General features: G+C 66.2%; 24 protein-coding genes. 14 read left to right on the forward strand and 10 right to left on the reverse strand.

The features are described from left to right. The first annotated feature begins 300 nt into the window (after positions 1 to 300). A complete protein-coding gene (locus PMI42_RS02130; RefSeq protein WP_008130132.1) occupies positions 301 to 1,101 on the forward strand; it encodes a L,D-transpeptidase in 801 nt (266 codons plus the stop codon). A gap of 75 nt (positions 1,102 to 1,176) precedes the next feature. Here the strand turns inward: PMI42_RS02130 and PMI42_RS02135 are convergent, their stop codons facing one another. The 6 genes from PMI42_RS02135 to PMI42_RS37735 all read right to left on the reverse strand — a co-directional run bounded on the left by PMI42_RS02135 (position 1,177) and on the right by PMI42_RS37735 (position 6,684). Continuing rightward, the gene (locus PMI42_RS02135; RefSeq protein WP_008130133.1) at positions 1,177 to 2,001 is read right to left on the reverse strand and encodes a DUF2076 domain-containing protein; all 825 of its coding nucleotides are present in this window, start codon (positions 1,999 to 2,001) and stop codon (positions 1,177 to 1,179) included. 127 nt (positions 2,002 to 2,128) lie between these two features. After that, a complete protein-coding gene (locus tag PMI42_RS02140; RefSeq protein ID WP_008130135.1) occupies positions 2,129 to 2,974 on the reverse strand; it encodes a ChbG/HpnK family deacetylase in 846 nt (281 codons plus the stop codon). After that, the gene (locus tag PMI42_RS02145; protein ID WP_008130136.1) at positions 2,971 to 4,047 is read right to left on the reverse strand and encodes a glycosyltransferase family 2 protein; all 1,077 of its coding nucleotides are present in this window, start codon (positions 4,045 to 4,047) and stop codon (positions 2,971 to 2,973) included. The genes PMI42_RS02140 and PMI42_RS02145 overlap by 4 nt, the downstream gene beginning before the upstream one ends. Positions 4,048 to 4,146: 99 nt before the next feature. Beyond that, positions 4,147 to 5,124: an ATP phosphoribosyltransferase gene (gene hisG / locus PMI42_RS02150; RefSeq protein ID WP_008130137.1), complete on the reverse strand. Its 978-nt coding sequence runs from the start codon at positions 5,122 to 5,124 to the stop codon at positions 4,147 to 4,149. Further along, on the reverse strand, positions 5,121 to 6,278 hold the full coding sequence (locus PMI42_RS02155) for an ATP phosphoribosyltransferase regulatory subunit (protein ID WP_008130138.1): 1,158 nt from the start codon (positions 6,276 to 6,278) through the stop codon (positions 5,121 to 5,123). Before PMI42_RS02155 ends, hisG begins: the two co-directional genes overlap by 4 nt. 193 nt (positions 6,279 to 6,471) lie before the next feature. Continuing rightward, a complete protein-coding gene (locus tag PMI42_RS37735; RefSeq protein WP_240535193.1) occupies positions 6,472 to 6,684 on the reverse strand; it encodes a hypothetical protein in 213 nt (70 codons plus the stop codon). Between the two features lie 224 nt (positions 6,685 to 6,908). On the opposite strand from PMI42_RS37735, the gene PMI42_RS02160 reads away from it, so the two are divergent. Continuing rightward, positions 6,909 to 7,463 carry a hypothetical protein gene (locus PMI42_RS02160; RefSeq protein ID WP_240535194.1) on the forward strand — a complete coding sequence of 185 codons (555 nt, stop codon included), beginning with the start codon at positions 6,909 to 6,911 and terminating at the stop codon, positions 7,461 to 7,463. Positions 7,464 to 7,473: 10 nt separating this feature from the next. Further along, a complete protein-coding gene (locus PMI42_RS02165) occupies positions 7,474 to 8,481 on the forward strand; it encodes a helix-turn-helix domain-containing protein (protein WP_008130144.1) in 1,008 nt (335 codons plus the stop codon). 41 nt (positions 8,482 to 8,522) lie between these two features. On the opposite strand, the gene PMI42_RS02170 is transcribed toward PMI42_RS02165, so the two are convergent. Further along, positions 8,523 to 9,281: a 16S rRNA (uracil(1498)-N(3))-methyltransferase gene (locus PMI42_RS02170; protein ID WP_008130146.1), complete on the reverse strand. Its 759-nt coding sequence runs from the start codon at positions 9,279 to 9,281 to the stop codon at positions 8,523 to 8,525. Between the two features lie 211 nt (positions 9,282 to 9,492). Here PMI42_RS02170 and PMI42_RS02175 point away from each other — a divergent pair, with 211 nt between their 5' ends. Continuing rightward, complete coding sequence (locus tag PMI42_RS02175) at positions 9,493 to 10,152, forward strand: hypothetical protein (protein ID WP_008130147.1); 660 nt, start codon at positions 9,493 to 9,495, stop codon at positions 10,150 to 10,152. Continuing rightward, complete coding sequence (gene ubiA / locus PMI42_RS02180; protein WP_008130148.1) at positions 10,149 to 11,078, forward strand: 4-hydroxybenzoate octaprenyltransferase; 930 nt, start codon at positions 10,149 to 10,151, stop codon at positions 11,076 to 11,078. Before PMI42_RS02175 ends, ubiA begins: the two co-directional genes overlap by 4 nt. Before the next feature lie 111 nt (positions 11,079 to 11,189). On the opposite strand, the gene PMI42_RS02185 is transcribed toward ubiA, so the two are convergent. After that, positions 11,190 to 11,708 carry a DUF6101 family protein gene (locus PMI42_RS02185; RefSeq protein ID WP_008130149.1) on the reverse strand — a complete coding sequence of 173 codons (519 nt, stop codon included), beginning with the start codon at positions 11,706 to 11,708 and terminating at the stop codon, positions 11,190 to 11,192. A gap of 276 nt (positions 11,709 to 11,984) precedes the next feature. On the opposite strand from PMI42_RS02185, the gene PMI42_RS02190 reads away from it, so the two are divergent. The 7 genes from PMI42_RS02190 (at position 11,985) to PMI42_RS02220 (ending at position 17,980) form a co-directional block, all read left to right on the forward strand. Continuing rightward, on the forward strand, positions 11,985 to 13,373 hold the full coding sequence (locus PMI42_RS02190; protein ID WP_008130150.1) for a TldD/PmbA family protein: 1,389 nt from the start codon (positions 11,985 to 11,987) through the stop codon (positions 13,371 to 13,373). Then, positions 13,360 to 14,169: a 3'(2'),5'-bisphosphate nucleotidase CysQ gene (locus PMI42_RS02195; protein WP_008130151.1), complete on the forward strand. Its 810-nt coding sequence runs from the start codon at positions 13,360 to 13,362 to the stop codon at positions 14,167 to 14,169. Before PMI42_RS02190 ends, PMI42_RS02195 begins: the two co-directional genes overlap by 14 nt. A gap of 60 nt (positions 14,170 to 14,229) precedes the next feature. Beyond that, positions 14,230 to 14,475: a DUF4170 domain-containing protein gene (locus PMI42_RS02200; protein ID WP_008130152.1), complete on the forward strand. Its 246-nt coding sequence runs from the start codon at positions 14,230 to 14,232 to the stop codon at positions 14,473 to 14,475. Then, positions 14,472 to 15,185: a lysophospholipid acyltransferase family protein gene (locus tag PMI42_RS02205; RefSeq protein WP_008130153.1), complete on the forward strand. Its 714-nt coding sequence runs from the start codon at positions 14,472 to 14,474 to the stop codon at positions 15,183 to 15,185. Before PMI42_RS02200 ends, PMI42_RS02205 begins: the two co-directional genes overlap by 4 nt. After that, the gene (locus PMI42_RS02210) at positions 15,148 to 16,482 is read left to right on the forward strand and encodes a 3-deoxy-D-manno-octulosonic acid transferase (protein WP_008130154.1); all 1,335 of its coding nucleotides are present in this window, start codon (positions 15,148 to 15,150) and stop codon (positions 16,480 to 16,482) included. Before PMI42_RS02205 ends, PMI42_RS02210 begins: the two co-directional genes overlap by 38 nt. Then, entirely contained in the window at positions 16,475 to 17,491 is a 1,017-nt protein-coding gene (lpxK, locus tag PMI42_RS02215) for a tetraacyldisaccharide 4'-kinase (protein ID WP_008130155.1), read from the forward strand. Before PMI42_RS02210 ends, lpxK begins: the two co-directional genes overlap by 8 nt. A gap of 183 nt (positions 17,492 to 17,674) precedes the next feature. After that, entirely contained in the window at positions 17,675 to 17,980 is a 306-nt protein-coding gene (locus PMI42_RS02220; RefSeq protein WP_008130156.1) for a hypothetical protein, read from the forward strand. Positions 17,981 to 18,110: 130 nt separating this feature from the next. Here the strand turns inward: PMI42_RS02220 and PMI42_RS02225 are convergent, their stop codons facing one another. Continuing rightward, positions 18,111 to 18,335 (reverse strand): DUF2093 domain-containing protein, encoded by a 225-nt coding sequence (locus tag PMI42_RS02225; RefSeq protein WP_008130157.1) that lies wholly within the window; start codon positions 18,333 to 18,335, stop codon positions 18,111 to 18,113. A gap of 175 nt (positions 18,336 to 18,510) precedes the next feature. Between PMI42_RS02225 and PMI42_RS02230 the strand changes: the two genes are divergently transcribed. Together PMI42_RS02230 and PMI42_RS39900 are read left to right on the forward strand one after the other, a co-directional pair. Then, the gene (locus PMI42_RS02230) at positions 18,511 to 19,335 is read left to right on the forward strand and encodes a dienelactone hydrolase family protein (RefSeq protein ID WP_008130158.1); all 825 of its coding nucleotides are present in this window, start codon (positions 18,511 to 18,513) and stop codon (positions 19,333 to 19,335) included. 265 nt (positions 19,336 to 19,600) lie between these two features. Then, positions 19,601 to 19,750: a hypothetical protein gene (locus PMI42_RS39900; RefSeq protein ID WP_008130160.1), complete on the forward strand. Its 150-nt coding sequence runs from the start codon at positions 19,601 to 19,603 to the stop codon at positions 19,748 to 19,750. 195 nt (positions 19,751 to 19,945) lie between these two features. Here PMI42_RS39900 and PMI42_RS02235 read toward each other — a convergent pair. Beyond that, positions 19,946 to 20,882, reverse strand: a 937-nt coding sequence (locus PMI42_RS02235; RefSeq protein WP_035964266.1) for an exodeoxyribonuclease VII large subunit, incomplete at its 5' end; no start/stop codon positions are given.

Consider the following 20,882-nt stretch of genomic DNA (forward strand, 5'->3'; position numbering starts at 1 on the left):
ACCTCACTCACGCGTCTTTGTAGACAGAAGCGATTTAACACGAAGTTCACAGCAGGAACTGTTGCGCGGCCGCGTGCGACGGCGCGCAAACGAGCGATTAACCATGCCGCTCCGGCCTTCACCGAAAATAAACGCTGATCGCCAAATTGCCGCCCCGCTCGCGACGTGGTGAATCCAAACGCCCGATCCGTTTACCAAACAAAACGGCTTTTGCTCTTTATTGACCACGTCGCGGACGCCGATCAGCCATCAGCTCTGCATGACGCATGTGATCTAGACGAAACAGTACAGAGTACGTCGATGTTCAAGAAAATGTCTGTCGCGCTGCTCGGCAGCGCTTGCACCTTCATGGCCGGCACGAATAGCGCCAGCGCCTTCGACAATACGGTGCCGAACGATCCGCCCGCGGTGCTCTACCAGCCGCAGGTGCCGCCGGCGCCGGTGCGCGTCGCCTCCAATGCGAACATGGGCGGCGGCTTCATCGAGTTCCTGTTCGGCGACGGCCCCGGCCGCGGTTCGGCCTATGCGCCGCAGCAGCCGGTGTATCAGCAGCAGCCGGGCTATTACGACCCGCGCCATCTGCCGCCGATGGGCGAGCCGCAGATGCAGGGTGCAGGCCTCCAGCAGGAGGCGGCCGATCCGCGGCAGCGTCAATTCGACCCGAAATTCGAGAAACAGATTGTTGACTATAGCGGCAAGGAATCTGCCGGCACGATCGTGGTCGATACGCCGAACAAGTTCCTCTATCTGGTCGAGGGCAACGGACGGGCGATGCGCTACGGCATCGGCGTGGGGCGTCCCGGCTTCACCTGGTCCGGCGTGAAGTCGATCACGTCCAAGCGCGAATGGCCGGACTGGACCCCGCCGGCGGAAATGATCGCGCGCCGCCCCGATCTGCCCCGGCACATGGAAGGCGGCCCGGAAAATCCGCTCGGCGCCCGCGCGATGTATCTGGGCTCGACGCTCTACCGCATCCACGGCTCCAACGAGCCCTGGACCATCGGTACCAACGTCTCCTCCGGCTGCATCCGCATGCGCAACGAAGACGTCATCGACCTCTACGGCCGCGTCAATGTCGGCACCAAGGTCGTGGTGATGTGAGCGCCTGATATCCGAAATGGAAACGGCCGCCTCATGAGGCGGCCGTTTCTGTTTGTGCCGGGACCAGAGGCAGCCTTACGCGTAATCGCTGCCGCCGTCGTCGCCGCCGAAATCGCTGTCGTCGGCGACGTCCATGTTGCCGCTGTCGCGATCGTCGTCGCCGTAGTTCTGGTCGTTGCCGTTGTCGCGGTCGTTCGAGGCCTGATCGAAGAAGCCCTGGCGGGAGTCGCGATTCGAGCCGATGTCGTTGAGGCCGGCATCGCGCGCCAGCGAGCCGCCGGATGCATCACTGCCGCTCCACGGGCTGCCGCCGCGGTCGCCCAGCGCGTTGGTGTCGCCAAAAGCCTGCTGGTGCGACCCGCCCATCATGCCGCGGATGCTGGAGAGCAGCAGCGAGCCGCCGACGACGCCGGCCGCGGCCGCCGCGGCCGTACCGAGGAATGAGCCGCCGCCACCGCCGACCGGCGGGGCGCCATAACCCTGACCCGGACCCTGGCCATAGGCCTGTCCGTAAGGCGGCGGTGCGCCGTAACCGGGCTGCGGCTGCTGCATCGCCTGGCCGGTATTCCAGACCGGCCGGGAGTCACGCGGCGGCACGTTCGGAACCGAGCCACGCGACTGGCTTCCGCCGAACAGGGTGTCGCGCATGGTATCGAGGAAGCTGCCGGACTGCGCCTGCTCGGGCGCCTGTCCCGCTTCCAGTTCCTGGATGCGGTTATGGGCGCGCTTCAGCGCCTCGTCCTGCAGCAGCGTGGTCTGCACCAGCGCATAGACGGCGCCGGGGGCCTTGCGCAGCCCATCGGAGATCGCGGCGATCGCGTCGGGATCGCGCGGTGCATTTTCCAGTTTCGAAAGCCGGTCGAAAAGCTCGTCGACGAGCTGGCGTTCCTGCGGATTCATGTTCAGTCTCCCTCGCGCAAACCAAGCGCGAGGCAGATGTAGGGTTCCATTGTGGCCTCAACAGTGCTGGCCATATTAAATTTCGGTATGCGACAAGCTGCCTCGCAGGGCGGGCTGTCGCCGGGTTTCAACCGAGCGTGACGCCGCTGTCCGTCAGCAGGCGCGCGAAGGCATCGCCCGAGAGATAGGCATGTTCGCGTTCGCGGACGTCGGTCATCGGATCGAGGCCGGCGAGAATGTCGTCGACGAAGCCGGGGTGGCACATCACGAGGCCGCCGTCGGGCAGGCCTTCGAGAAATTGCCGCATCAGCGCGCCGAAATCGGCCGCCCGCGTGAAATCATAGGCACCGGCGAAGCCGGGATTGAAATCGAGGCCGGCACCACCGGCACGGCGGCGGAACTGCGCGCTGAGGATATCGAGCACCATGGCCTTCGGTGACGCCAGCCGCTGCGCCAGCGGCAGGTCGCGGCCGCCCTGGCGCACCCAGGCCTTTGGCGCGATTTCAGTGACCGCGTCGACGAAGCCGTCGCGGACCTGCGGATAGAGCTGCACATGCTGGTGGCCGTCGACGAAATCGGGCGCGCGCCCGAACGCGTCCACGAAGGCGGCGAGCTGCGCCTTCACCTCGTTGCGAAAGAATTCGCGGTCGAGCCGCCGCATCAATCCGGCTCGCAGCAGTTTTGGAAACGGCATGAACATGTCGCCGTCGAGCGGCCGGAAATGCATGGTGAGCGGCCGGAACGGCGCCGACAATGTCACGTGCAATCCGATCGCGCAGCGTGGGCTTTGCTTTGCCGAAGACTGAAGCGCCTCGACCTCGCCGCGCTCGATCGCGGGGCCGACCATCATCACCGACGTCGCGTTGAGGCGGCCGCGCTCAATGAGGTCGCGCACGGCGCGGTTGACACCCGGGCTGATGCCGTAATCGTCGGCGCAGAGCCAGATCCGCCGCGAGCTCGCGGCCGCGCTCATTCGGCCGCCGTCCGCGTCGAGGCGTCGTGGCTTGAAGCGCCGTGGCTAGAAGCGTCCTGGGCCTTGTCGGTCTCGAAATGCTTCTCGCTGTGCTCGGCGACGAAGTAGATCGGGCGCGCCTTCAGCTCGGAGAGGATCTTGCCGATATATTCGCCGACGATGCCGATCATGATGAGCTGCACGCCGCCGATCGTCATCAGGCCGATCACCAGCGAGGGATAGCCGGGCACCTGCTTGCCGGTGGTCCAGACCTCCCAGAGGATCGAGAGGCCGAACAGGAAGGCGCCGCCGGCGAGGATCACGCCGAGCAGGCTGGCGAAGCGCAGCGGCGCCACCGAGAACGAGGTCACCCCTTCGATCGACAGGCCGAGCAGGCGCGCGGCGCTGAAGGTCGTCACGCCATGGGTGCGCGGCGCGGGCTCGTAATCGACGCGGATCTGGCGGAAGCCGATCCAGCTTGCCAGACCCTTGAAGAAGCGGTTGCGTTCCGGCAACTGCCTGAGCGCTGCGACGGCGCGCGGCGACAGCAGGCGGAAGTCGCCGGCATCCTCGGGAATCTTCTGGCGCGCGCCCCAATTGATCAGTGCGTAAAAACCGCGCCCGGCGAGCCGCCGCAGGAAGGGCTCGTTGTCGCGATGGGCCTTGGCGGTATAGACGACATCGTAGCCGTCCTCGATCCAGTGCCGCACCAGCCGCTCGACCAGGGCCGGCGGATGCTGTCCGTCGCCGTCCATGAACATGACGGCCCCGAGCCGGGCATGGTCGAGGCCGGCCATCAGCGCCGCCTCCTTGCCGAAATTGCGCGACAGCGACACCACCTGGACGTCGAGCGCGTCGGCCGGCAGCGAGCGGGCGATCGACAGCGTCGCGTCCGCGCTGCCGTCGTCGACATAGACGACCTCGCAGGCGAGCCGATAGCGCTGCTGCAGGGTTTTTGCGAGATCGCAGATGCGCTGGTGCAGCGCGGCAAGGCCCGCCGCCTCGTTATAGACGGGGACGACAATCGACAGCCCCTTCGCGGCAGCACTCACCGCGTCGGTCGTCATGCCGGATACGTCAGAGCCCAGCGTCATCGATCAAGGTTCCAGAGGCGATCAGGTCTTCTTGCAAGGTCATCTCAACAGCATATGGTAGCCGCCGATTGCTGTCGCTACGCTGAACGAACCTGAGGCTCACTGCCGCAGAAACGCCTCGAGCTTGGCGAACAGCGGGTTCTCCCGGTCGAACACGTAGTCCAGCGAGACCACCGAGACGGTCTCGGCGCCGTGCTCGCGCAGGAAGCTCGCCAGCGCATAGAGCTGCCCCGGCGGGCAGTGCAGCGTCAGCATGCCCGAGGAGGTCGGCCCGCCGAACGGGGCTTCGACGCCGAAGCGGCTGTGGGCTTCGCCGAGCAGGGCTGCGTCGCACTGCCGGAAGCGGGTGCGGACCTCGCGGTATTTGTTCGCGCGTGCCCGTGCCGCGATGTGATCGAGGATGACGCGCGCCGTCTCGCGTGCCTCCGGCGACCAGTCGGCATGCTTCGAGGCGACCAGATTGGCCTGGCTGCGCAGGATCACGCCGTCGTCGAGCACCCGCAGGCCGTTGGCGGCGAGCGTCGCGCCTGTCGTGGTGATGTCCACGATCAGCTCGGCACTGCCGGCCGCGGGCGCGCCCTCGGTCGCGCCGGCGCTTTCGACGATGCGGTAATCGGTGATGCCTTGATTCTGGAAGAAGGCGCGGGTCAGGTTGATGAACTTGGTCGCGACCCGCATCCGCGTGTGATGCTGCTCGCGGAAGCCGGTGGTGACGTCGTCGAGATCGGCCATGGTGCGGACGTCGATCCACGCCTGCGGCACCGCGACGACGACGTCGGCATAGCCGAAGCCGAGCCCGTCGATCAGCGACACGCGCTTGTCGGCGTCGGCGATGTTCTCGCGCACCAGGTCCTCACCGGTGACGCCGAGATGGGCGAAGCCGCGCGACAGCTGCGAGGCAATCTCGCTCGCCGACAGATAGGCGACCTCGACATTGTCGAGGCCCGCGAGCGTGCCGCGATAGTCGCGGGCGCCGCCGGCCTTCGACAGCTTGAGCCCGGCGCGGGCGAAGAAGGCTTCGGTGTTTTCCTGCAGGCGGCCCTTGGAGGGAACGGCCAGAACGAATGGCGCGCTCATGGCTTAAGCTCCACCTTGCGGCCGATCCTGGTCAGCGCGTCCACCCAGACCGAGAAGCCGACCGCGGGAATCGGCTCGGTCGATCCGAGCTGGGTCATCAGCCCGTCGTAGCGGCCGCCGGCGACCAGCGGCTCGGCGCCGTTGCCGCGGTGATGCAGCTCGAATTCGAAGCCGGTGTAATAGTCGAGCCCGCGCCCGAACGCGGTCGAGAAGCGCGTCTGCTTCACGTCGATGCCGCGCACCGCCATGAAGCCGACCCGGCTCTCGAACTGGTCGATGGCCGCGGTGAGGTCGAGCTTCGCATCCGCCGTGAGGGCGCGCAGCGCGGCAATGGCGTCGTCGGGATTGCCTGCAATCGACAGGAAGCGCTTGAGCACCGTGATCGCCTCGCGCGGCAGCGCGCCGCCCTTGAGCGTCGATTGCTCGAGGAAGCGGTCGGCGATCTCGGCCGTGGTGCGGCCGCCCACATTGGTGGTGCCCGCGATCGACATCAGGTCGGTGACGAAGGCGAGCGCGGCCTTGCGGTCGGAGCCGGCGAGCGCGGCGAGCACGCCCTCATATTCGCTGCGCGTCGCGGTGGTCGCGGCGGCCAGCTTCTCCAGATCCTTTTCCAGGCTGATCTTGCGGTTGAAGTCCTTGACCAGGCGGCGCCGCCAGACCGGATAGAGATTGAGCGCGTCGAGCAGCGCGTTGAACAGCGCCACGTCGCCGGTGCGGATTTCGGCGTCGCGGACGCCGAAGGCCGCCGTCGCCTCCAGCGCCAGCGCCAGCATCTCGGCGTCGGCCGCGGCACGGTCCTGGCGGCCGAACGATTCGATGCCGGCCTGCAAGAATTCGCTGGCCTGGCCGCTGCGGTAACGAAACACCGGACCGAGATAACTGAACCCGGCCGGCTGGCCGGCCCGCCCCGAGGCGAGATAGTCCCGCGCCACCGGAATCGTCAGGTCCGGGCGCAGGCAGAGCTCCTCGCCGGACAGGTCCGTCGTCAGGTACAGGCTCTTGCGGATGTCTTCGCCGGAGAGATCCAGGAAAGGTTCGGCCGGTTGCAGGATGGCGGGCTCGGCCCTGACATAACCGGCCTGCGCGAACGACAAGAGCAGCGTATCCGCCCAGGCGGCGGAGCCGGCAGCATTTGAGGTGGCAGTCGCGGTCATCAAAAGGGGTCCATTGGCCGGGGAACCGGACAGGGCAAGGGGGAGGCACAGGAGTTGGCGCAGCCCTTAGCATGGCCCCAAAACGGTTTCGACCTCCAAAGGATCAATCGCTTAACGGCTTGAAAGGGGAGCAGGGACCGATCAGGCAACAAGCTTGAGGTATTTTAATACCCGATAGCCGAGATGGTCGCCTTCATTCAGTTGGGCCGGGGGCGTCTCTGCATGCATCATCAGGCGGCGCATCGGTGGAGGCAAGCCCTGTTGCTTCGGATGCGGCCTCATCTGCGAGTTGCTCGGCCAGTTCGAGAATTCTGCGCCGTTTGCCCGGATCCCTTATGCCGGTAAATGCTCTGATGAGCTCCAATTCCTCGCGTCGCCGCGTATCCGCTGCAACATCGTCCTCCATGGCCATCTCGTCCTGCACACTCGCCGGTGAATGAGGCCGGCATCTTCGAAGCAGCTAGATACGGTGGTCACGCATAAAAGTTTCCGCGGCCCATCCGCGTCCACCGCCGCGAAATCGTCCGGTGCACGCGACACGATGCACCTGGAACTCGGGCCGGAGTCACATTGAGAAATTGAGGCCGACAGGCAAGTCGTCGCATACTCATTTTGGGTATGACGGGCAGCATGTCCTCTGCTGCCTTCGTTTACAATGTGAGTGTTGGTTTCCGATTCATGCGCAATGCTTCAGATGTCATCCGGACGGTCTCGCGACACACGCTGGCCTATATGCTGTTTTCGATCAGCGAGCTGTTCCGCCACTACGACGAATTCGATCCGCTGGATCTTCTGATCGTTCATGCGATTCTGAACGCGAACGTCATCGGTGTGATGAACGATCCGTCGCTGGACGAGCAATTCTCCAGCATTCATGCGGTCGAGCCGGATGCGATCAAGCAAGGGGTGTCCCGGGCGGCACTTTCTCGTTTTCTCAGCCTGCCGCTCGAGACGGTTCGCCGTCGCGTGACGGGACTGAAGAGGCGGAAGATTCTCGCCGAGACCAAGGCAGGACTGATCGTGACCGAGCAGAACGCATTCAGGTTTGGAAACAACCACGAGCTTCAGAAGACCAACATGCTGCTGCTGACGAAACTGCTTCGCGATCTCAAGCGCGCCGGCATCAACGGTCCGGATGATCTGCGTGCCCCCAAGGGCGCTGCATCGACGAGGAAAGCGAAGTAGGCGGCAGGACATGGATCGAAGCCATCTCGATATCGCTCGCGCCCGGGCGCCGGAAATCGCGCCGGATCGCTTGCCGTCGTTCCAGGGTCTCAAGCCGTCCTCGGCGCTCGAGCTCCAGTCGTATGACATCGATCATTTCGGCGAGACCGAGAGATACGCCGGCGCATCCAGCATGCCGTTGTCTGCCGGGGCGACGGCGATCATGCGCGCCCGACTCAGTCTGCCCAACCTGAGCCTGTCTCTGGTGAAGACCTTCCCCCGGATCATCCGCGGCTATCAGCTGGCGGACGCCGCCGCGGTGGTGGTGCCAATGGATCATGTGACCTCGACCCGTATCAACGGGCAGTCGATCGGCAGCTCCATCGTCATTCTGAAAGGCGCTTCCGATTGCCTGGTTTACGAGCCGGTGGGCCGCCTGATCGGTGTCGTCTACTTCACTCCGCCTGCGTGCAAACCATGGGCTGGACTGGATGGCTATCATTTGCTGAGCCCGCCACCGGACATGCTCGCTTCCCTGCGCAGCCTGATTTCCACAACGCTGGAAAGCGCGGCCTATGATCCGGACATGCTGAACGAGCCGTCCTCGCGCGCGGTCGTCGAACAATCTCTGCTAGACGCCATGGACGGTGTGATCCGAAGCAGCGTGAATAGCGGGTCAGTGCACGCCGCGACGGAGAGCTATCGGCGGATCGTCGCGGAGATGGAACGAATGATCCGGCACGATCCGAGGATCTGGCCCAAGACGACCGAACTGGCTGAGCGGGTGGGCGTGTCGGTTCGGACCCTCCAGAGTGCGACCCAGGCCATCTGCGGCATGAGCCCGCATCGCTACAGCCGGGTCTTGCGCCTCTGGTCGGTGCGCAGGCAGCTGCGAGCCGGCCCCGGCCGGCGGAGTGTGAAAGCCTGCGCGATTGCGCATGGCTTCTGGCATCTCAGCGAGTTTGCGGCGAGTTACCGGGCGGCCTTCGGAGAGCTGCCGTCCGAGACCCTGTATCGGTCGCTGCGAGAAACGATCTAGCCGGGGCACCGTCGTCCGTGCGCCAGTCGAATCGCGTCCCATCAAGCTTTGTCGCCGCCCCAATCGCCCAGCACGGCCTGCACCAGCGCTAGGGCAGCGACCCCGGCAGTGTCGGCCCGCATGATGCGGGGGCCTAACGCGAGCCGCAGGATTTTCGGCTGCCGCAGCAACAGGGCGCGCTCTTCCTCGGCGAAACCGCCCTCGGGGCCGATGAGTACGTCGATACCGTCATGTCCGGTCTCGCGCGCATCTTGCAAGCTCTGAACGGGATCTTGCACCTCCGCCGCCTCGTCGCAGAAGATCAGCAGCCGGTCGGCGGGGCGCTGACCGAGATACCGGTCCAGCGCCACCGGCTCGGCCACAGTGGCGATGCTGAGGATGCCGCATTGCTCGGCCGCCTCCACCACATTGGCCCGCATCCGTTCGGTATTGACCCGGGAGGCCTGGGTGAACCGGGTCAGGACCGGTTGCAGGGCGGCGGCGCCCATCTCGATGGCCTTCTGGACCATGTAATCCAGCCGGGCATGCTTGAGCGGGGCGAAAACGTAGGTCAGGTCGGCCAGCCGGTCCTGGGGCCGGATCTGCTGGAGGATAACGAGCCCATCCGGCCGCTTGCGGCCCTCGATGGCGGCCTGCCACTCCCCGTCGCGGCCGTTGAACGCCAGCACCTCGGCCCCGGCGGCAAGCCGCAGCACATTGCCAAGATAGTTGCTCTGGTCGCGGTCGAGCGGGACCCTGGCGTCCTGGGCCAGGGGGGCGTCGACGAACAGGCGGGGGGCGCGAAAGTCGTGGGCGGGCATCGTTCAAAGGTCCGATTTGCCGCGCTTATTAACCGAAAGTCGCCGTTTCGGGGGTAAATATTGCCAAACCGGTGCGTCGGCACGCCGCGCTCTTGCCCTATTCGACGGGTTGTTAAGGGCCGGCGGGAATCGTAAAAACGCGAACACGCTGGTTGCGCTTCAATTGGGAAGACGCCGAACCCCGTAAGCTCCTGCCGGAGAGACTATCTTGATGATCCGTCATTTGATGGTTCCGATCACTGCCGTCATGGTCACCATGGGTGCCGCGGGCGCCTATGCCCAGGGATTCCCGGCGCCGCTGCCGAACCAGGCTGCGAGCAGCTCGCCGTTTCCGTCCGTGAACGGCTCGGCGCCGACCGCTTCGGTCGGCGCGGCCCCGCAATCCTCGTTTCCAGTGAACGGCGCTGCGCCGCTCGGTGGCGCCGGCGCTTTCAGCGCGGCTCCGCCGACGCAGGCTGGTCCGGGCGAGGACTGCATGAAGGGGTTCGTGCCCCTGCGTGAAGAGGCCGAGAAGCGCGGCAAGATGATCAAGGCCGCCAGCGACCGCCATGCCACGCCGGACGAAGCCTGCAAGCTGTTCAAGAATTACAGCCAGGCCGAACTCAAGATGCTCAAATATGTCGAGGCCAATTCCGCCAAATGCGGAATCCCGGCACAGGTCGGCGACCAGCTGAAAGCCAGCCACAAGAACACCGAGGCCACGCAGACCAAGGTGTGCACGGTGGCGCAGCAGATGCAGAACCAGCCGCGCGGTCCGGCCGGGCCGTCGCTGAGCGAGGTGCTGGGTTCGGGCTCGGCGCCCGAAGCCAATGCCGGCAAGAAGGGCGGCAGCACCTTCGACACGCTCAACGGCAACGTTCTCACCCGATGAGCGACACATCCGCCCGCGTTGCCGATTCCACCGGCAACTGGGTCGATACGCTCGCGCCGCAATGGGCGCGGCCTTATCTGCGCCTGTCCCGCTTCGATCGTCCGATCGGCTCCTGGCTGCTCCTGATGCCGTGCTGGTGGTCGGCGGCGCTTGCCGCGGGCATTGCGCATGACACCGGCCGCCTGCCGCTCACCATCGTGCTGTTCTTCATCGGCGCCTTCGTGATGCGCGGGGCGGGCTGCACCTGGAACGACATCACCGACCGCGATCTCGACGCCAAGGTCGAGCGCACCCGCTCGCGGCCGCTGCCCTCGGGGCAGGTGAGCACGAAGCAGGCGCTCGCCTTCATGGTCGCGCAGGCTGTGATCGGTCTCGTGGTGCTCCTGCAATTCAACCGCTTTGCGGTCCTGACCGGCATCGCCTCGCTGCTGATCGTTGCGATCTATCCCTTCATGAAGCGCATCACCTGGTGGCCGCAGATCGTGCTCGGCCTCGCCTTCTCCTGGGGCGCCTTGATGGGCTTTGCCGTCACCTTCGGGCGTATCGACGTCACCGCGCTCGTGCTCTACGCCGGCGCGATTTCCTGGGTGATCGGCTATGACACCATCTATGCACATCAGGACGCCGAGGACGATGCGCTGATCGGCATCAAGTCCACCGCGCGCCTGTTCGGCGCGCATACGCACCAGGCGCTGATCCTGTTCTATGGGCTCGCGGTGGTGCTGATCGGCGTCGCGCTGGCGTCAGGCGATGTGCGCTGGCCGGCCTGGCTCGGCCTTGCGACTTTCGCCGCGCATCTGGCCTCGCAGATCGTGCGCCTGAGGATCGACGATCCGGAACTGTGCAAGCGCCTGTTCTATTCGAACAGGGATGCGGGCTTGCTGCTGTTTGCGGGATTGCTGGCCGACGCGGTGATGCGGGCGTAGGTCTCGTAGGGTGGGCAAAGGCGCACTTGCGCCGTGCCCACGATCTTTCTCAATTCGATGGAGGTGGTGGGCACGCTTCGCTTTGCCCACCCTACGGCACCGTGCTTGCCATCAATTCCGCGCGATGATCTCGCGTTCGTCGCGATGAACCGGCAGCTCGCGCGTCATGGCGGTGCGCCGGCGCATCAGGAATTTCGGACGGCGGGTGCGGATGGCGTTGGCGCGGCGGCGGCGCGGTGCGGGCTTGCGGGCACCTTCGTCGAGCTGCGGGAGCGCGAAGAGTTCGCTCCAGACCGCCCACGCGTCAGCGAGCTCGTCGCCATCGGCGCCGATCAGCAGCGGAACGGAGAGCGATGGATCGCGATGCACCAGCACGAGGGTCTGCGCCTCGTCATTGCCGCGCAGTGCGACGCCGGTGAAGTCGCTGACGCGGACGTTGATTGCCATCTGCATGCCGCGGACGGCACGGCGCAGCACGACGCGTTCGCGATGAAGCTCGATCTGCCTGGTGTAGCCGTCGGCGCGCGGATCATGCGCATCGAAGCGGACCGGAAGGGAAAGAGGGTCGAGCCGCAGAGAGCGGCTCGACCCGGCGGGGTTGGCCCCGCATGTTGCTGTTTGACGCCTCACGGCTTTAGTTCTCCCCGCCAGGATTATGTTCCCGGTCGATGCGAGGACCTTAGCGCGGCCATGTCCGAAACCGCTTAAAAAGGCTGGTTAACCCACCGTCACTGCGGCTCATGATTGACAAGACCTTGGCACGCATGATTGACGAGACGTTGCGCGAGAGGAGCGAATCTGAGCCTTTTGTCGGCTGAATATGCTTGAAGTCCGCACCATTTGGGCACATCTGGTGTTCAGGGCCCCGATCGCCCCGAAACCTCCCGCCCCAACAGGATTTCGTTTGTGAACCCTTCACCAAGCTCGACGCTTTCGCCCGCCAACCGCGACCTGTTCGATCAGTCCGCGCTGTCAGATCTCGCGCAGCGCCTGGTGGAGGCAGCCAGGCGCGCAGGCGCCGATGCGGCCGACGCGGTCGCGGTGCGCGGTGTCTCGCAGGGCGTCGAGGTCCGCGACGGCCGCGTCGAGGAATCCGAGCGCTCCGAGGGCGACGATGTCGGCTTGCGCGTGCTGGTCGGACAGCGCCAGGCGGTGGTCTCGACCAACGACGTCAGCGGCGATGCGGTGACCAAGCTTGCCGAACGCGCGGTCGCGATGGCGCGCGTCGCACCCGACGACAAATATGTCGGCCTCGCCGATCCTGCGCTGCTCGCGCGCGATTTCCCCGATCTCGACCTGCTCGATCCGAATATTCCCGCGACCTCCGAGCTCGAGCGCCGCGCGCTCGAGGCCGAGGCCGCAGCGCTCGCCGTGAAGGGCGTGACCAAATCCGGCGGCGCCTCGGCCTCATCAGGCATGGGCGGTATGGTGCTCGTGACCTCGACCGGCTTTCATGGCTCTTATTTGCGTTCCAGTCAGGGCATCTCGGCGACCGCGATCGTTGGCGAAGGCACCGGCATGGAGCGCGATTACGATTTCACGTCGGCGCCGCATGGTGCGGATCTGCTGTCGCCCGAAGTCGTCGGCCGTTCCGCCGGCGAGCGCACCGTGGCGCGCTTCAATCCGCGCAAGGTCGAGACCTGCAAGGTGCCCGTGGTGTTCGATCCGCGTGTGGCGGGCTCGCTGGTCGGCCACGTCGTCGGCGCCATCAACGGTGCCTCGATCGCGCGCAAGACCAGCTTCCTCAAGGACAAGCTCGGCCAGCAGCTGTTTTCGAAGAACATCCGTATCATCGACGATCCCCTGCGCAAGCGCGGCCTGCGCTCGCAGACCTTCGATGCCGAAGGTGTCGCGGTCAAGAAGATCGCGCTGATCGACGAGGGCGTGCTGACGACCTGGCTGCTCGACTGCGCCACCGCGCGCGAGCTCGGCCTCACCACCACCGGCCACGCCCATCGCGGCGTCTCCTCCTCGCCCTCGCCGGGGCCATATAATCTGCATCTCGAGCCCGGCACGCCGACGCCGACTGAACTGATCGCCGACATCAAGCAGGGCTTTTACGTCACCGATCTGATCGGCTCGGGCGTCAACGGCGTCACCGGCGATTACAGCCGCGGCGCCTCCGGCTTCTGGATCGAGAACGGCGAGCTGACCTATCCCGTCAGCGAAGTGACGATCGCAGGGCACCTGTTCGAGATCTTCAAGTCGATGCAGCCCGCCAACAATCTCGAATTCCGCTACGGCATCAATGCGCCGACGGTGCGCATCGAGGGTTTGACGCTTGGCGGACGCTGACGCGAACGAGACCATCCTGGCGCGCGACGCCGCGCTGCTGCGAGAGACGGTGCAGGACGCGGGCGCGCTGGCGCAGTCGATGTTCCGCACCGAGCTGAAGACATGGACCAAGGGCGCGTCCTCGCCGGTCTCGGAAGCCGACATCGCCGTCAACGATTTGCTGGAAGCACGCCTGCGCGGCGCCACGCCGGACTATGGCTGGCTGTCGGAGGAGAGCGCCGATGATTCCACGCGGCTGTCGCGGCGGCTGACCTGGGTGGTCGATCCCATCGACGGCACCCGCAATTATCTGGGCGGCCATGACGAATGGTGCGTCAGCGTGGCGTTGGTCGAGGATGCCTCGCCCTTGCTCGCCGCCGTGTTCGCGCCGACCAGTGACGAGTTCTTTTTCGCCGTCCGCGGCCAGGGCACGATGCTCAACGGCAAGTGGGTCACGGCGACGGCCGGCTCAGCGCTCAACTTCTCCCGGATCGCCGGCCCGAAGCCGATGGTCGAGCGGCTCAATACCTCGGGCGGCGACATCAAGCTGCACCCGCGAATCGGTTCGCTCGCTCTGCGGCTCTGCCGGGTCGCCCATGGCGCGCTGGATGCGGCCTTTGCGGGGGGAAACAGTCATGATTGGGATCTTGCGGCGGCCGATTTGATCGTGCAGGAAGCGGGTGGTAGGATGAGCGACCTCTCCGGAGACCCCATCCTCTATAACCGCAGGGAAGTTACGCACGGGGTGCTGGTGGCAGCGGGACGCGATCGTCATGCGAGCATTGTCGCGCATTTTCGAAATCGACCCTTGCCCTGAAGCACGCTCGTGGACTTGTCGACCACTGCTTTGCCGGGCAGCCCGTTAGGAACCGAACCCATGCCAGATAGTGCCCCGCAACAACTGCTTCATCTTGTGATTGGTGGCGAGCTGCTCGACCTCGAGCACAACACCTTCAAGAACCTGGACGACGTCGAGATCGTCGGCCTCTATCCGAACTATGCGTCCGCCCACGTCGCCTGGCGCGCCAAGGCGCAGAGCACGGTCGACAACGCGCAGATGCGCTATTTCATCGTCCATCTCCACCGGCTGCTCGACCCGAATCAAGAATCGAAGGCGCGTTGAAAAAACTGCTTCGCAATACGCTGCGAAGCAGCTGGTTTCAGCGTGCCGTCGGGGTCCTGGCGGCCGAATATCTGCGGCTGGTCTGGCGGACCAATAAATTCACGTTCGATCCGCCAGAGGTCTACGACATCGTCGAGCCGCAGATCCCGGCGATCTTCGCCTTCTGGCATGGCCAGCATTTCCTCACCCCCTTCATCAAGAACAAGGACTCCTACCGGGCCAAGGTCCTGATCTCGCGGCACCGCGACGGCGAGTTCAACGCCATCGCGGTGGAGCGACTCGGGATCGGCCTGATCCGCGGTTCCGGCGACCACGGCAGCGCGTTCCATCGCAAGGGTGGGGTCGGCGCCTTCAAGGAGATGGTGCGGACGCTGCAGGACGGTTGTAATGTCGCCCTGACCGCCGATGTCCCCAAGCGCGCGCGCGTGGCCGGGCTCGGCATCATCATGCTGGCACGGGAATCGGGGCGGCCGATCATGCCTTTCGCAATGGCGACCAGCCGCTTCATCCGGCTCAAGAACTGGGACCGCACCACCATCAACCTGCCGTTCGGGCGTGGCGCATTGGTCGGCATCAAGGAAATCCACGTTCCCGCAGATGCCGACGCGGCCATGATGGAGACGCTGCGGCAGGAGCTGGAAGACACGTTGAACGAGGCGACCCGCCGCGCCTATGCGCAGCTCGGCCGTCCGGGGCCGCAAGATGGCTAATTCGCTGCCGATGACGTTGCGGATGTATCAGCGCCTGGCCTCTGGCCTGGTGCCGCTGGCGCCCGCGCTGATCAAGCGGCGGCTGAAGCAGGGCAAGGAGGATCCCGCGCGCGTCGGCGAGCGGCGGGGGCTGTCCCAGGACGTGCGTCCGCATGGTCCCCTGGTCTGGATTCATGGCGCCAGCGTCGGCGAAGTTCTCGCCGCGGCGGCGCTGATCGAGCGCCTGCGCGAGCTGAACCTGCGCATCCTGCTCACGTCGGGCACCGTCACCTCGGCCGCGGTGGTGGCCAAGCGCTTTCCGCCCGACGTCATCCACCAATACGTGCCCTATGATTCCCCGCGCTATGTCGCCCGCTTCCTCGACCACTGGAAGCCGTCGCTGGCGCTGTTCATCGAATCCGACCTCTGGCCGAACCTGATCCTGGCGGGCGCGACGCGCCGGGTGCCGATGGTGCTGATCAACGGGCGGATGTCGCCGCGCTCCTTCCCGCGATGGCGGCGCATGTACGGCACCATCTCGGCGCTGCTCTCGCGTTTCGATATTTGTCTGGCGCAGTCGCAGACCGACGCGGAGCGCTTCTCCGCGCTCGGCGGCCGCGACGTCGTCACGACAGGCAATCTCAAGCTCGACGTGCCGGCGCCGCCGGCCGATCCCGCAAAACTCGAACGGCTGATGGCGATGACGCGCGGGCGTCCGATCATCGTCGCGGCCTCGACCCATCCGGGCGAGGACGAGATGCTGGTCGCGGCGCATCGCAGCCTCGTCGGTTTCTTCCCGCAGCTTTTGACCGTGATCGTGCCGCGGCATCCCGATCGCGGCTCGTCGATCGCAGGCCTGATCACGGCGTCGGGCCTGAAGCCCTCCTTGCGTTCGCGCGACGAGTCCCTGGCCGCCGGCACCGACATCTATGTCGCCGACACCATGGGCGAGCTCGGCCTGTTCTATCGCCTGTCGCCGGTCGTGTTCATGGGCGGATCGCTGATCCGCCACGGCGGCCAGAATCCGATCGAGGCGATCAAGTTAGGGGCGGCCATCGTCCATGGCCCGCACGTCTTCAACTTCGCCGACGTCTATGAGGCGCTCGATGCCAGCGGCGGCGCGCGCCAGGCCGACACGCAGGAGCTGCTGGTCAAGCAGATCGGCCAGCTGCTGGCCGATCCCGCCATGCGCGACAAGATGCAGCAGGCAGGTCATGGCGTGGTCGAGCAGCTCGGCGGCGCGCTCAACCGCACCATGGCCGCGCTCGAGCCCTATCTGCTGCAATTGCGAATCGAGATGGGAGCCGCCAATGCGTGAGCCGGCCTTCTGGTACCGGCCGCGTTCCCCGACATCGCATCTGCTCAGCCCCCTGGGCGCGCTTTACGGCGCCATCACCGCGCGGCGCATGGCACGCCCCGGCTTTGACGCCGGCATCCCCGTGATCTGCGTCGGCAACTATCATGTCGGCGGCGCCGGCAAGACGCCGACCGTGCTGGCGCTGACCAGGCTGTTGCGCGAGCTCGGCGAGACGCCGGTGGTGCTGAGCCGCGGCTATGGCGGGCGACTGACGGGCCCGGTCATGGTCGACCGCGCGCGCCACAGCGCAGCCGATATCGGCGACGAACCGCTGATGATGGCGCGCGACGTCCCTGTCGCCGTGGCACGCGATCGCCTCGAAGGCGTCGCGCTTGCCAAATCGCAAGGCGCCACCGTGATCCTGATGGACGACGGTTTCCAGAATCCGCGCCTGCTCAAGGATACCTCGCTGATCGTGATCGACAGCGAACGGGGCCTCGGCAACGGCAAGGTGTTTCCTGCCGGCCCCCTGCGCGCGCCCCTGAAGGCGCAGCTCGCGCGCACCGACGCGCTGGTGCTGATCGGCGACGGCCGTGCCGCCAATGATGTCGCGGCCGAGCTCGCCAAGCGCAACAAGCCCGAGCTGCGCGCACGGTTGAAGCCGGATGCAGCCTCGCTGGCGCAGCTGTTCGGCAAGAAGGTTTTCGCCTTCGCCGGCATTGGCGATCCCGAGCGCTTCTTCCGGACACTGCGCGCCGGCGGGATCGAGGTCGCTCGCACGCGTCCCTTCGCCGATCACCACATGTTCTCGGACGACGAGATCGCCGCGTTGGCGGCGGACGCCGGCCGCGAGCAGCTCACGCTGGTGACGACCGAGAAAGACCTCGCCCGCCTGCGCGGCCGCGCCGGCGTGCCCGACGGTATCGTGCCCTTCGCCGTCCAGCTCGAATTCGACGACCCGGCAAAGCTGCGGCAATTGATCAGCGATCATCTCTACAAGGCGCGCGAGCGGCGTTTCGGTAGACGCTGAATTCGTAGGGTGGGTTAGCCCGAAGGGCGTAACCCACCACTGTTGCCATCCGCAGAGACAGACCGCGGTGGGTTACGCCTTCGGCTAACCCACCCTACGGCACCTGCGCCAGGTTCACCATTCAGCCGACATTCAGCCGACATTCATCGCAACTCTCCTATGCCTGACCATCAGGAGAATGCGATGAAACTGCCCGCCATTGCCGTTGCCGCCAGCCTTGTGTGTCTGATCATTGCGCCCGTGTTCGCGCAAACGACGCCGTCTGCTGCTCCCACCGCCACCGTGCCGGTGCCCGCGGCCAAGCGCGTCACCTGTCTCGCCACGACGGCAAGCCTCAAGGGGCAGGACAAGCGCGACCAGATGCAGCTCTGCCTGGCGCAGGCGCGGGTGGATTGCCTGAAGCAGGCGATCGATCAGAAGGTCGTCGGCGCGCCCCGCAAGAGCTTCATCAAGACCTGCGTGGGCGGCGATGGCACCGAGCAGCAATAGCAGCGTGATGCCACGAACGCGCTGCCGTAGGGTGGGCAAAGCGCGGCGTGCCCACGCTCCTGGTCGTCGTCATGACGAGACGGTGGGCACGGCGCGTTGCGCCTTTGCCCACCCTACGGGATTTACGAGATCACAACGGCTTCGGCGCGCCCGGAAAGTGCCGTTGCAGCACGGCGGCGGGCGTGGCGTAGGCTTCCTGCAAATCCACGCTCCAGTATTTCAGCTCGTCGAGCGGGATCCGCGTGTCGGTGATCGCGCAGCGCACATAGGTCCCCGGCGAGATCACGCGGAAATCGCCGTCGAGATATTGCACCTGCGCTTCGCCATGGCCGGAAGAGCCGAACTTGTTCAGCACGGTCGAAAGTCTCCGTGGAAGGGCCTCTCCGCAAAAACCCTGGAGGGCACGATGTGTTGGACGGATGTAGCATAGATAGGGTGGCTTGTCCGCCCGGTAAACCCACCGGTTTGTGATGTTTTGGCGCCGTTTTCGCGTGATACTGCTCAGCCGAAGGATCCCCTGGCAGAGCCCGATGCGCCTTCGATTGACCGCCCTGTTCCTGACGCTGCTGATGTCGGCCGCGCAAGCCGCGCCGGCGCCGCAGACGGTCGAGATTCCACTCTCCTCGGGCATGCTGCATGCGCAGCTGTTCAAGCCCGCGGGCGAGGGGCCGTTCCCGACCGTGATCGCGCTGCATGGCTGCGACGGCCTCGGCGGCCATGCCGATCCCGTGCTGCCGCGCTATCGCGACTGGGCCGAGCGGCTGCTCAAGGCCGGCAATGCCGTGCTGCTGCCCGACAGCTATGGCTCGCGCGAGCTCGGACCGCAATGCCGTGTCAAGGAGAGCCACGTCAAGGCGCGGCGCGAGCGCGTCGCCGACGTCGCAGCCGCGCGCGCCTGGCTGATGAAGCAGAGTTGGGTGGCGCGCGACCGCGTCAGCCTGATCGGCTGGGCCAATGGCGCCAGCGCGCTGCTCTGGGCGGTGCGCCCGCAGAGCGCGGCGCGCGATCAGGGTCCGGATTTCCGCGCCGCGATCGCGTTCTATCCGGATTGCCGGATCTCCGCCGGCCTCGGCTGGAGTGCGCGGGTGCCGACGCTGGTGCTGATCGGCGCCGATGACGACGTCTCGTCGCCACAGGCCTGCCGCCAGATGGTGGACGGCGCCCATGGCCGCAGCGCGCTCGCGCGTATTGTCGTCTATCCCGGCGCCTATCACGATTTCGACCGCGCCAACACGCCGCTGCATGCAGCGAGCGGCAGCACCGACGCCGCCGCGCCCGAGCACGGTCATCTCGGCACGGACGCGGTCGCGCGCGCGGAATCGCAGAAGGAAGTCGCGGAATGGCTGGCGCGGTAGCGGCTGTGTCGTAGCCCGGATGGAGCGCAGCGCAATCCGGGAATCTCAACACGCGGCACGAACCCCGGATTACGCTGCGCTCCATCCGGGCTACGGGCTTTCGAAGCGGGGCCGCCCGAGGAACAACGTGAGGCGGACAGCCCCGCATCGACCACCGCCCTGCACGGATCATGGCCGACCGTGACTCTACGGATCGCGCGTGAATGCGGTTTCAGTCTGCGGCCGTGCCTTAGTTCGACCATGATGTCGATTCAACGCAATCCTCATGCGCAACCGCTTCGTCCTGTTCTCCTCCGCACTGATTGTCTTCACCGTCGCGATCTTCCTGTTCGAGGCCCATGCCGGCGCACCGATGATCGCGCCGGAACATTGCGGCTTCTGGACCACGATCGACGCGGGATTGTCCTGCCGCTGACGCGCGCCAATCCGTCACCCTGAGGTGCTCGCCTCTTCGGCGAGCCTCGAAGGGCGACGGCCCGGCTGCATCTCGGCCGTACATCCTTCGAGGCTCCCCTTGCGATGCGGTCGCATCGCAAGCCTCGCACCTCAGGATGACGGGTCTGACGGTGACGAACGGGCTATGTGCTGCGTCAATCACCTTCGCTCGCGCCTAGAACAAGCTGCCCTGATCCACCGGCTTGCCGACACGCTTCGGCACCGGCTTCGCGTCCTGCGCGGCCGGCTTCGGTTGTGACGGCGCGCGCTTTGGCGCGGGCGCCGGGCGATCCGCATCCGCGGTCGCCGCGACGCGGCCATCCGCGAACTCGATCTCGACGCGGGCGCCGGGCCCGATCGCATCCGCGGAATGCAGGGGATGGCCGGCCTCATCGCGCACCAGCGCAAAGCCGCGCGCGAGCACGCCGCGGTAGGACAGCGCGGACAGCAGCTTGCCGCTGTTTTCGACACGCGTATCGAGACGGTGCAGCAGCGTCGCCAGCGCGCGCCCCGCGCGCTCGCCAAGCCGCTGCGTGCGCTCGCGCTGGCGGGCAATCGCGTTGCGCTGCGCCTGCGCATTCGACAGCTTCGAGGCGCGCAGGCGCACCTCGAGCCCGGCAAAACGATCGCGCCGCTGCCGCAGCAGCGAGCGCGCGGACAGGCCGAGCCGCTCGCCGCACACGGTGAGGCGATGATCGGCCTGCGAGATCTGGCCGTGCAGCACGCGCAGCGTCAGTTTCGAACTCGCCGCGGTGAACCTGCGGAAATGCGAGTGCGTGTTGGCCTTCAATCCGCGCGGCAGCGAAGCCCCTGCCGAATCCAGCCGTTGCCGCGGGATCGCGAGCAGATCGCCGGCGGCAGGCAGCGCGCGTGCGGCGGCCCGCAGCTCGCTGCGGCGGCTCTCATGGGCGCGCTGCCAATAGGCGCGGGTGCGGCGCGCGAGATCGGCGACCTCGACGAACAGATCGCTGCGCACCGGCACGGCCATCTCGGCCGCCGCCGTCGGCGTCGGCGCGCGCTTGTCGGCGACGAAATCGATCAGCGTGATGTCGGTCTCATGCCCCACCGCCGAGATCAGCGGGATCATGCTCTCGGCGGCCGCCCGCACCACG

The organism is Bradyrhizobium sp. YR681, from assembly GCF_000282615.1.
GTDB lineage: Bacteria > Pseudomonadota > Alphaproteobacteria > Rhizobiales > Xanthobacteraceae > Bradyrhizobium.

Coding starts and splice junctions, on each gene's coding strand:
- PMI42_RS02130 (WP_008130132.1), top strand. CDS start 301: ATGTTCAAGAAAATGTCTGTCGCGCTGCTCGGCAGCGCTTGCACCTTC.
- PMI42_RS02135 (WP_008130133.1), bottom strand. CDS start 2,001: ATGAATCCGCAGGAACGCCAGCTCGTCGACGAGCTTTTCGACCGGCTT.
- PMI42_RS02140 (WP_008130135.1), bottom strand. CDS start 2,974: ATGAGCGCGGCCGCGAGCTCGCGGCGGATCTGGCTCTGCGCCGACGAT.
- PMI42_RS02145 (WP_008130136.1), bottom strand. CDS start 4,047: ATGACGCTGGGCTCTGACGTATCCGGCATGACGACCGACGCGGTGAGT.
- hisG (WP_008130137.1), bottom strand. CDS start 5,124: ATGAGCGCGCCATTCGTTCTGGCCGTTCCCTCCAAGGGCCGCCTGCAG.
- PMI42_RS02155 (WP_008130138.1), bottom strand. CDS start 6,278: ATGACCGCGACTGCCACCTCAAATGCTGCCGGCTCCGCCGCCTGGGCG.
- PMI42_RS37735 (WP_240535193.1), bottom strand. CDS start 6,684: ATGGAGGACGATGTTGCAGCGGATACGCGGCGACGCGAGGAATTGGAG.
- PMI42_RS02160 (WP_240535194.1), top strand. CDS start 6,909: ATGTCCTCTGCTGCCTTCGTTTACAATGTGAGTGTTGGTTTCCGATTC.
- PMI42_RS02165 (WP_008130144.1), top strand. CDS start 7,474: ATGGATCGAAGCCATCTCGATATCGCTCGCGCCCGGGCGCCGGAAATC.
- PMI42_RS02170 (WP_008130146.1), bottom strand. CDS start 9,281: ATGCCCGCCCACGACTTTCGCGCCCCCCGCCTGTTCGTCGACGCCCCC.
- PMI42_RS02175 (WP_008130147.1), top strand. CDS start 9,493: ATGATCCGTCATTTGATGGTTCCGATCACTGCCGTCATGGTCACCATG.
- ubiA (WP_008130148.1), top strand. CDS start 10,149: ATGAGCGACACATCCGCCCGCGTTGCCGATTCCACCGGCAACTGGGTC.
- PMI42_RS02200 (WP_008130152.1), top strand. CDS start 14,230: ATGCCAGATAGTGCCCCGCAACAACTGCTTCATCTTGTGATTGGTGGC.
- PMI42_RS02210 (WP_008130154.1), top strand. CDS start 15,148: ATGCGCAGCTCGGCCGTCCGGGGCCGCAAGATGGCTAATTCGCTGCCG.
- lpxK (WP_008130155.1), top strand. CDS start 16,475: ATGCGTGAGCCGGCCTTCTGGTACCGGCCGCGTTCCCCGACATCGCAT.
- PMI42_RS02220 (WP_008130156.1), top strand. CDS start 17,675: ATGAAACTGCCCGCCATTGCCGTTGCCGCCAGCCTTGTGTGTCTGATC.
- PMI42_RS02230 (WP_008130158.1), top strand. CDS start 18,511: ATGCGCCTTCGATTGACCGCCCTGTTCCTGACGCTGCTGATGTCGGCC.
- PMI42_RS39900 (WP_008130160.1), top strand. CDS start 19,601: ATGCGCAACCGCTTCGTCCTGTTCTCCTCCGCACTGATTGTCTTCACC.